6 protein-coding genes and 2 pseudogenes are annotated in these 9305 nt (G+C 39.5%); 4 read left to right on the top strand and 4 right to left on the bottom strand.

Annotated elements, in window-relative coordinates; genetic code table 11:
- The 4 genes and pseudogenes from ACZM60_RS13650 to ACZM60_RS13635 form a co-directional block, all read left to right on the top strand.
- Positions 1-2162 (top strand): SusC/RagA family TonB-linked outer membrane protein (locus tag ACZM60_RS13650; protein WP_489521769.1); only part of this gene is annotated, 2162 nt, incomplete at its 5' end.
- Between the two features lie 17 nt (positions 2163-2179).
- The gene (locus ACZM60_RS13645) at positions 2180-3712 is read left to right on the top strand and encodes a RagB/SusD family nutrient uptake outer membrane protein (RefSeq protein WP_489521768.1); all 1533 of its coding nucleotides are present in this window, start codon (positions 2180-2182) and stop codon (positions 3710-3712) included.
- Positions 3713-3775: 63 nt separating this feature from the next.
- Positions 3776-4724: pseudogene (locus ACZM60_RS13640) on the top strand (pectinesterase family protein).
- Between the two features lie 151 nt (positions 4725-4875).
- A pseudogene (locus tag ACZM60_RS13635) lies at positions 4876-6227 on the top strand (transposase).
- Between the two features lie 77 nt (positions 6228-6304).
- Here the strand turns inward: ACZM60_RS13635 and istB are convergent.
- The 4 genes from istB to ACZM60_RS13615 all read right to left on the bottom strand — a co-directional run.
- Positions 6305-7036, bottom strand: a complete 732-nt coding sequence (gene istB, locus ACZM60_RS13630; RefSeq protein ID WP_489521767.1) for an IS21-like element helper ATPase IstB — start codon at positions 7034-7036, stop codon at positions 6305-6307.
- Positions 7037-7049: 13 nt separating this feature from the next.
- Positions 7050-8444, bottom strand: coding sequence for an IS21 family transposase (istA, locus tag ACZM60_RS13625; RefSeq protein ID WP_489521766.1), 1395 nt, complete (start codon positions 8442-8444; stop codon positions 7050-7052).
- A gap of 5 nt (positions 8445-8449) precedes the next feature.
- Positions 8450-8614, bottom strand: coding sequence for a hypothetical protein (locus ACZM60_RS13620; RefSeq protein ID WP_489521765.1), 165 nt, complete (start codon positions 8612-8614; stop codon positions 8450-8452).
- A gap of 416 nt (positions 8615-9030) precedes the next feature.
- Positions 9031-9305 (bottom strand): helix-turn-helix domain-containing protein (locus ACZM60_RS13615; protein ID WP_489521764.1); only part of this gene is annotated, 275 nt, incomplete at its 5' end.

Genomic DNA, 9305 nt, shown 5'->3' with positions numbered 1-9305 from the left:
ATGTTGCTAAAAAACTGGATGTTTTAACAGGTGATGAATATCGTAATACGGTATCTGAATTAGGTCTGACTTTAGATGATAAAGGAGAAAATACGGATTGGCAGGATGTAATTTTTCGTACTGCAATCAGTCAAAATCATTATGTCTCTTTTATGAGTGGTAGTGAAAACACTAGTTATCGTGCTTCTGCCGGATATAGCAATCAAAATGGTATTATGGAAGGTTCTGGTATGAAAAGTGCTAATGCTCGTGTGAATATTAACCATAAAGCTTTAAACGATAAATTAAAGCTAAATATGAATATCAGTTATGGAGAAACTAATTCAGATCAAGCGCCTGTATCAAATACAGTAGGTAGTGAGATGGGTAGTAGTATGTTGTATGAAGCTTATGTTTTTAATCCGACTTACCCTATTTACGATGAAGATGGTGATTATTATGACGTGCCTCCATATCGTGTAAATCCTGCTTCTTTTTCTAAAGAACTGTTGGATGAACGTGCTACAAGTCAATTCTTAGGGAATCTTACTGCTGATTGGAATTTTTATAAAGCTTTTACCTTACAAGTAAATGCCGGTTATAACAAGAATACAATAAACCGTAATTCTTATATTTCAAAGAGTAATTTATTGGGAAATGGTAATAATGGGTATGTAACCGTACAGAAATTATCTGATTATTCGAAACTTTTAGAAACTATATTGAAATATAATCAAAGTTTCGGAAAGCATAACATTGACGCAATGGTTGGATATTCTTGGCAATATTTTTATAGTGAAGGTCAGACAACGAAGGCCTATGGATTTTTATCTGATAACTTTAAATGGTATAGCTTGGCTGCTGCTCAAACAGTTGAGTCTATTAGTAGTTATGCGGAAAGTAATACATTAATATCTATGTATGGACGTGTAAATTATAATTATGCAGATAAATATTTATTGACAGCAACAGTTCGTCGGGATGGTTCTAGTCGTTTTGGCTCTGGTAATAAATGGGGAATATTCCCTTCTGTGGCAGCATCGTGGCGTATTTCACAAGAAGATTTTTTTCAGAACGACATTATGTCTGATTTGAAGCTTCGTGCAAGTTTTGGTATTACAGGTAGTCAGGAAATAGGTAATTATAATTCTTTAAGTACTTTGGGAGCAAGTACAAATGGCTATTTAGTAGGAGGAGAAAAAATAACTATAGTATTACCCCAGCAATATACTAATCCTGACTTAAAGTGGGAACAGACGGCTCAGACTGATATAGGTATTGATTTCGGATTTTTAAATGGAAAAATTAGAGGTAGCATAGATTATTATTATAAAAAGACGACCGATCTTCTTTTATCTGTGGCAGTTCCTTCTCCTTCACTGATTACTACACAGATAGCAAATGTTGGAACTGTTACCAATCAAGGTATTGAATTAGATTTGTCATTTGATTTAATGCGTACAAAAGATTTTGCTTGGGATGCAAATTTAAACTTAAGTCATAATAAAAATGAGGTTGTAAGCTTGTCTAATGGACAATGGACAGGAGATAATATGCAAGTTGCTCCGTGTCAAGGACAAGGTTTATCTGGTACATATGCTCAATTAATTATGCCTGGTGAACCAATCGGGACATTTTATGGTAAACGGTTTATTGGTGTAGTGGATGGAGTAGAACAATTTGCTAACGATGGAGAATCGGAAGTTATAGGTTGTGCTCAACCAGATTTGACATTTGGATTAGGAACGAACCTTCAATATAAAAATTGGACATTAGGATTGAATTTTCGAGGAAGCATAGGCAATGATGTATATAATTGTACAGCCAATAATTTAGCTTATTTAAGTAACCTTCCTGGTAGAAATGTGCTTAAAGAGGCTGTAACGTCAGGAGTAAATCGTGATCAAGCAAAAGTTTATTCTTCGCGATTTATAGAAGATGGTTCTTTTGTACGTTTAGACAATATTTCTTTGGGGTATAATTTTAGTTTACCTAAATTATATATTTCTAATGCTAGAGTATTTGTTTCTGCACAAAACCTGTTTATCATTACAGGATATTCTGGTGCTGATCCTGAAGTTAATTCAGAAATATCACGTACAGGAGTTGCTCCATTAGGAGTTGATTATTTAAGTTATCCTAAAGCTAGGACATTTAGTATGGGTATTAATCTTTCTTTCTAATAATAAAAAATAAGTATATGAAAACAAAAAATATAATTAAGTTAATATTCTTATCATTCTTAGGAGTTAGTCCTTTAACTTCTTGTTTGGATCTTGATGAAGAATTATATGGTAGATTATCTCCTGAAACTTATTATCAAACAGAAGAAGAGGCATTATCTTCAGTTGTTGGTGTTTATTCGTATCTTTCGTATATGTCAAGAGCTGGAGGTGATGGATGGCGAATCGGGGAATTTGGAACAGATGAATTCTTCTGTCCAGGCAGAGCCAGTGGAGGATGGTATGATGAAGGGAATATGGAAATGATGTCACATAAAGTAACACCTAATAATGAACGTATAGCTACTTGTTGGGGAACTTATGTGTTTCCAGGTATTGGTGCTGCAAATGCTGTTATAGCTAGTTTGGAATCTTCTCCAATTGTAGATAACTTAAAACCATTAATTGCTGAAGTACGTGCCTTGCGTGCTTATGGATATTATTATGCAATGGACTATTGGGGAAATGTACCTGTTTTTACAGAAGCTCGTGTTGATCCTAATAATTTACCTAAAACAACACCTCGTGCAGAAGTATTTAAATTTGTTGTAGATGAATTTACAGAAGCCGCAAAAGATCTGCCTTCTATTAAAGAAGTTAATAAAACTGATTATTACCCTCGTTTAACAAAAGAGTCTGTTTATACAGCTTTAGCTTCACTATATTTAAATGCTGAAGTTTATTCAGAAACGGCAGAGTGGGATAAAGTTGTAACGATGTGTGATAATGTGATTGGTACAAATTGTTATGAATTGGAAGATAAGGTAGGTGATTGCTTTTTATCTACGAATGAGGCTAATTCAACAGAAATTATTACAGCTTTTTCTGTAGATCCTTCTAAGGGAGTAGATGGTAATGAATTTATATTGTATGCACAGCATGCTTTAGATCAAAAGAAATATGATCTTCCTTTTGCACCTGCAAATGGTTATTGTTTTACAGATGAAGCATTGAACAGATATGAAGAAGGTGATGAACGTTTAGAGTTACTTGAATATGGGCCACAATATTATCAAGATGGAGTAACACCTTTGTGTGATGAAAATGGAAATCAGTTGGTTTTAACCACTATCAAAGATATGATTTCTGCACAAGAAAATGAGGGATATCGTGTATTGAAATATTCTCCTATTGGAGTTGTCTGGGCCGGAAGTAAGGGAGATAATGATTATGTTTTAGAGCGTTACTCTAATGTACTTTTAATGAAGGCTGAGGCTTTATTTCGGTTGAATCAAGACTTAGATGTTGCTCTAGAATTGGTTAATGAAGTGCGTCGTCGTAGTAATTGTTCTGAATGGTCTGATTTGACTTTGCAGAAAATAGAAGAGGAGCGTGCTCGTGAATTTATTTGGGAAAATCAACGTAGACGGGATATGATTCGTTTTGGATCTTTCTTCAATAATACTTGGTTTTATAAAACTGAAAAAACAGAATCTTGGAGGGGAATATATCCTATACCAGCTCTTCAAATAACAAACAACCCGAATTTGGAACAAAATCCTAATTACTGATGATTTATAATGACCAAGTTACAATATAAATATATCGTAGCTTGGTCTTAAATTTTTAATATTATGAAATTTATATTGGGTCTAATATGTATATTCTTTTCTATTGAAGCTTTTTCTGAATCTACGTATTATAAAGTTGTCGCACAAGATGGCAGTGGTGACTATCTGACAATTCAAGAAGCCGTAAATTCTGTACTTGTATATCAGGAACAACGTAGTATTATAAAAATAATGCCTGGCATATATCGTGAGAAATTGGTTATTCCGGCCGCATGGTGTAATATAAGTCTGATAGGAGATGATCCGACAAATACCATAATATCTTATGACGACAATGCCAATAAAAATAATATGGGAACATTCAGTTCATATACAGTCTTAGTGCATGGTGATGGTGTTCGTTTAGAAAATCTGACAATTGAGAACTCAGGGACAAGCGGTAGCCTTACATTTAGAAGGAACAGAGTCGATTATCATAAATTGTCGTTTGTTGGGTAATCAGGATACGGTATTTACGGGAAATAAGTATGGACGTTTTTATTTTTGTAATACTTATATAGAAGGAACTACTGATTTTATTTTTGGTCCTGCTACTTGTTGGTTTGAAAATTGCATTATACACAGTAAAGCTGATTCTTATATTACAGCAGCCTCTACTCCAGCTTCACATCCATTTGGATATATTTTTAATAGATGTAAATTGACAGGAGACGATAATTTAAAAGTTTATTTAGGGCGTCCATGGCGTGAAGCTGCTTATGTTTTATTTATGAACTGTTATATGGGAAAACATATTTGTCCTGAAGGTTGGCATAATTGGGGAAATCCTAAGAATGAACAGACTGCTCGTTATTTTGAATATAATAACAAGGGTGCAGGAGCTGATATTTCCAGACGTGTATCTTGGGCACGAGTTTTGACTCACAATGAAGCTGACCGTATAAAGATTGATATTGTTTTTCCAGATTTAAAAGAATGGAGTTCTTATCATACTGTAGAAACTGAAAAATAATCTGCTATAGGAACATTCAGTAAATAGAATAAAATTATCCAACTAATTCATACACAAAGTGTTGCGAATTAGCTGGCTTTTTTGTATCTTTAGGTATTCCCCCGCAAATAAGGTTTGGCAGCCAAAATGGGGGAAATTCCCAAACCAAGATATGGCAAAAGTACAAAATATTTCAGAAATTCACCCAACTTTGGGCTTTACAGAATTTGATATTCTGGAAAAATATCGCAAGAGTTTTAATGAGAGTGAGCTTGGCAGGCTTCACTCGGTATTTCCGTTTGGGCGTATGGCAAAAGTTGCAGGCCTGTCGGAACAGCGTCTGGGGCGCAGGAACCTCTTCAGCCCTTCGGCAAAGGTTGCCCTCATGGTCCTGAAAGCCTACACCGGATTCTCCGACAGACAGTTGGTGGAACATCTGAACGGCAACATACACTACCAGATGTTCTGCGGAATCATGATAGATCCGTCCTTTCCCATAACCAACTACAAGATAGTCAGTGCCATCCGTAACGAGATGGCATCCCGTCTTGACATTGAATCCCTCCAGGAAGTGCTGGCCTCACACTGGAAACCTTATCTTGAGAACCTTCACGTGTGCATGACTGATGCCACATGCTATGAAAGCCATATGCGCTTCCCTACAGACATGAAACTCCTTTGGGAAAGCCTGGAATGGCTCTACAGGCATATCTGCAGGCATTGCGGGGAGCTTGGCATAAGGCGTCCTCGTAACAAATACAAGGATGTGGCGGAGTCCTATCTGTCCTACTGCAAGAAAAGAAAGAGAAAGGCTTCACGGACAAGGATGCTCAAGCGCCGTATGATCAGACTCCTTGAAAAGCTTCTCATGCAGAGGGATGAAATTCACAGGGAGTATGGACCCTCACTCCGATATACTCAGGATTACCGGAAGCGGCTTTCCATCATCAGAAAGGTTCTTGTACAGGAGAAGGAAATGTTTGAGGGCCGGAAGGTCAGTGACCGCATCGTCAGCATTGACCGTCATTATGTACGTCCCATCGTCAGAGGCAAGGAAACGAAATCCGTCGAGTTCGGTGCAAAAGTCAACAACATACAGATAGACGGCATATCGTTCATCGAACACCTCTCATTCAAGGCTTTCAACGAGGGCATACGCCTGAAGGACTGCATCCGCATGCAACAGAAACTCATGAACGTGAGGGTAAGGTGTGTGGCTGCCGATTCCATGCCAATAATGCCAACAGGAAATTCTGCACGAAATACGGAATCTCCACGTCCTTCGTACGCAAGGGAAGGGCAGCCAGGGATGAATCCTTGAGGAAGGTTTTCAGAAGTGAACTTTCAAGGGAAAGGGCCACCCGGCTTGAAGGAAGCTTCGGCACACAGAAGCAGCATTACTCGCTCTCGAGGATGAAGGCACGGAACAGGAAGACGGAAATCCTGTGGATCTTCTTCGGAATACATACGGCAAATGCCGTACTTGACGATAGCGCTGAATCGGTACCATGCGTAGCACTGTAATCGGTACCATCGTATCGCTCGAATCGGTACCGTCATGACGCTGCAAACGGTACCATATTCAGTCCTGTAAAAGTATATTATTTTTTCTTTCTCTGCCTCATGGATTCTCCTTTTAACTCAATTTTGTTTGAGTTAGCCACGAGACGGTCCATAATTGCATCTGCCAGAGTCGGATCTCCGATATAATCATACCATTTGGAGATGGGCAGTTGCGATGCTATAATCATGGATTTTCGCTCGTATCTTTCTTCCAGGATTTGTAGCAAGGCCAGTCTGGTATTGGTATCCATCGGTTGCAAGCCGAAGTCGTCCAATATGATCAGGTCATTCTTCTCTAATGAAGTAATCATTTTAAGGAATGTACCATCAAGCCTGGACAGAGTAATTTTCTCTACCAGCCTGTTCATGTTCAGATAGACCGTCCGGAAGCCCATGGTGCAGGCTTGTCTGCCGAGGGCGCAGGCCAGGAAGGTCTTTCCGCATTCGCACTTGCCTTGTATCAACAGATTCTCATGTCGGCGTATAAAGGAACAGTCAGCAAGTACGGCTAGTTGTTCAGCCGTGAAGTTTCGTTCTACCCCACAGGCTACATCTTCAATCATTGCATGATAGCGGAGTTTGCTGGTTCTGAGGAACATTTCTGTCTTACGTTCTTTTCTTTCCAGGATTTCCGCCTCTACCATCTTGGCTATGGCAAAATCAAATGACGGACGGGTTTGTACCGGAAGATTCATCAGGGATTCAAGTGTGTCAGCCATACCCTTCAGTTTCAATTCCTTGAGTTGTACGATGGTTTCTTGTGTATTCATAATCAACAGGATTTTAAATGTTTGCAAAAGCCTTTGCGCCACGTACATATTCATTCTCGGGCGTGAAGGTTACGGCAGATTGGATTTCAGTTTTGTCAAGATTGCCCTGAAGGATATTCCTGAGCATATTATAAGTAACAGTTCCGCTTTCAGACACATGCCTGCAGGCGTTCTCCAGCCTGTCCTTGCCATATTTACGGCGTAGGGCCAATATGCCCTCACATGAACGGTAGGCATGGCTTACATATTTGGGAGATGCCAGGACTTTCTCCACAGCTTTCCGGGTATAGACTCCGATGGATTCAGCCTCTTCCAGGTAAAAAGCGGCATTCCGTCCCTTACTGTGAAGATATTCCAGGTGATTCTCCGGCATGTGTGCTTTTTCCGTGGTACGTCCTCCGCTCAAGCATCTGCGGTGTAAGGCTATTCTTGTGTTGTTCTGATAGATTTCAACCGTTTCCGTATCCCAAAGGACGGTTACCTTTTGACCGACATAGGTGTAAGGCACGCTGTAAAGATGGCGTTCTTCCAGTCGGCCGACAGTTACATGATAATCGCCTGTGAGCTTGACCTCCTTACGGTAGCGAAAGCGGAAGGGTACATCAGGAAGTTGCCGCAGACTGTCCCGCTCCTGATCTTCAAAAACCATCCTGCGGCTTTTTCCGGTAGTACGTGAAGGCCGGTCATTAAACTGGTCAGTAAGTTCGAAAATACGGTTGTTGAGTTCATCCAGCGTATGGAACTCTTCATCCCGGATAGCCGCATAAATATACTGATAGAACTTGTTCACAATACCTTCTACAACTCCCTTGTCACGTGGCTTTCGTACGCGGCAGGCTTCCAGCGAAGTCTCGTAATAACTGGACCATTCAATGGCTGCATCATTGAAAGTAGGCTCGTAGCGGTCCGACTTTTTCACCCACTGGACCATATTGTCACTCTTGCAGACTTCCGGACTCCCTCCAAAATAGGTAACGGCATCCGACAGACCGCTGAAGAAGAATTCCATGCTTGCATGATACATGGCCTTGGCATAAGCCAGTCCGCTAAAGGGAAGAACACAGCACAAGACCACTACGGAAGCATGTGTATGCGTCCTACGGTCGGTGATATAAAGCTTATCACCGGCAAAGTCTATCTGCATTTCTCCTCCAGGCATATAGGTATTGTGATAAGAAAGGTTGTGCGCATACTGGTAATCACGGATGTGTTTCTTGAATTGGGTATACCCATAGCCGTCGGGATGTGTCTTGAGGTACTCCTCATGTAACAGCTGGACAGTCAGATGACGGTGTCTGGCAAGATCCTCGACATAATCCGGCAACAATTCATCCAGTTCAGTTTTCTGATCTGACGGTTGAGAGACGGGAGGAGACTGAAGCAGGTTGTGGATCTGCTCCTCACTCATTCCGCCTACCGTCTGTAATCAACTTTGGCTTCATCGGCCAGTTTCTTGTAGCGGTTCAGAACTCCCCGACCTATATGTAGTTGGGCGCATATCTCACGTTGGGGAGTGGAAACCGACAGCATTTGAAATGCTCTTTTTAATTTCACCATATTCAGTGTTCTGTTTGCCATATCTTGAGGACGTTTGATTTCTTATGCCTCTAAGATATGAAGTTTGTATTAGGCTACAGAACTGAATTGTTTATGATTTTCTTGGTACCGATTCGTGCGCTACGATGGTACCGTTTGACCGATACTATCACGTACTGATGATTGACAAGATCAGGAACAGGACGGTTAAAGCGGCATGATATGATTTTACTGACAGAATCAGAGGAGGTCACCAGGCTTCTTCCGGAGCGTCATGTCCTGCCGGATAGAATTTTTAAGAAAACACAGTAAAATAGCAATAAAAAATGGCATATGAGGATGACAGACCATAATCACTTCATATGCCATTTTATTTTTTGAATATCCCTGCTATAAGGAAATATCAACTTGATCATTGCAAGTTGCATTTCCTTATATAAATGAGGTTATAATAAATATTACTTATCAATGCTATTTTTGTATTCGGTAGGAGATATTCCATAAGCTTGTTTAAAACATTTGCTAAAATAATGCGCATCATTGAATCCTGTCATATAAGCTATTTCTGAAATATTGTACTCTTTACTTTCTATTAATTGTACAGCTCGCTTCATTTTCATTTGTTTTAAGAAGTCAATAGGAGATTGTCCTGTTATACTTTTCAATTTTCTGAAAAAATTAGAACGACTCATATCTACAGCTAAAGCCATGTTATCTACAGAAAAATCACAAT

This window comes from Phocaeicola sp. (assembly GCF_057861905.1).
The sequence above is the reverse complement of the archived record's forward strand: the minus strand, read 5'-3'. Positions and strand labels throughout refer to the sequence as shown.

Bases quoted from the DNA above. Each gene is read 5' to 3' on its own strand.
- ACZM60_RS13645 (WP_489521768.1), top strand. From the start codon at position 2,180: ATGAAAACAAAAAATATAATTAAGTTAATATTCTTATCATTCTTAGGA.
- ACZM60_RS13620 (WP_489521765.1), bottom strand. From the start codon at position 8,614: ATGGCAAACAGAACACTGAATATGGTGAAATTAAAAAGAGCATTTCAA.
- istA (WP_489521766.1), bottom strand. From the start codon at position 8,444: ATGAGTGAGGAGCAGATCCACAACCTGCTTCAGTCTCCTCCCGTCTCT.
- istB (WP_489521767.1), bottom strand. From the start codon at position 7,036: ATGAATACACAAGAAACCATCGTACAACTCAAGGAATTGAAACTGAAG.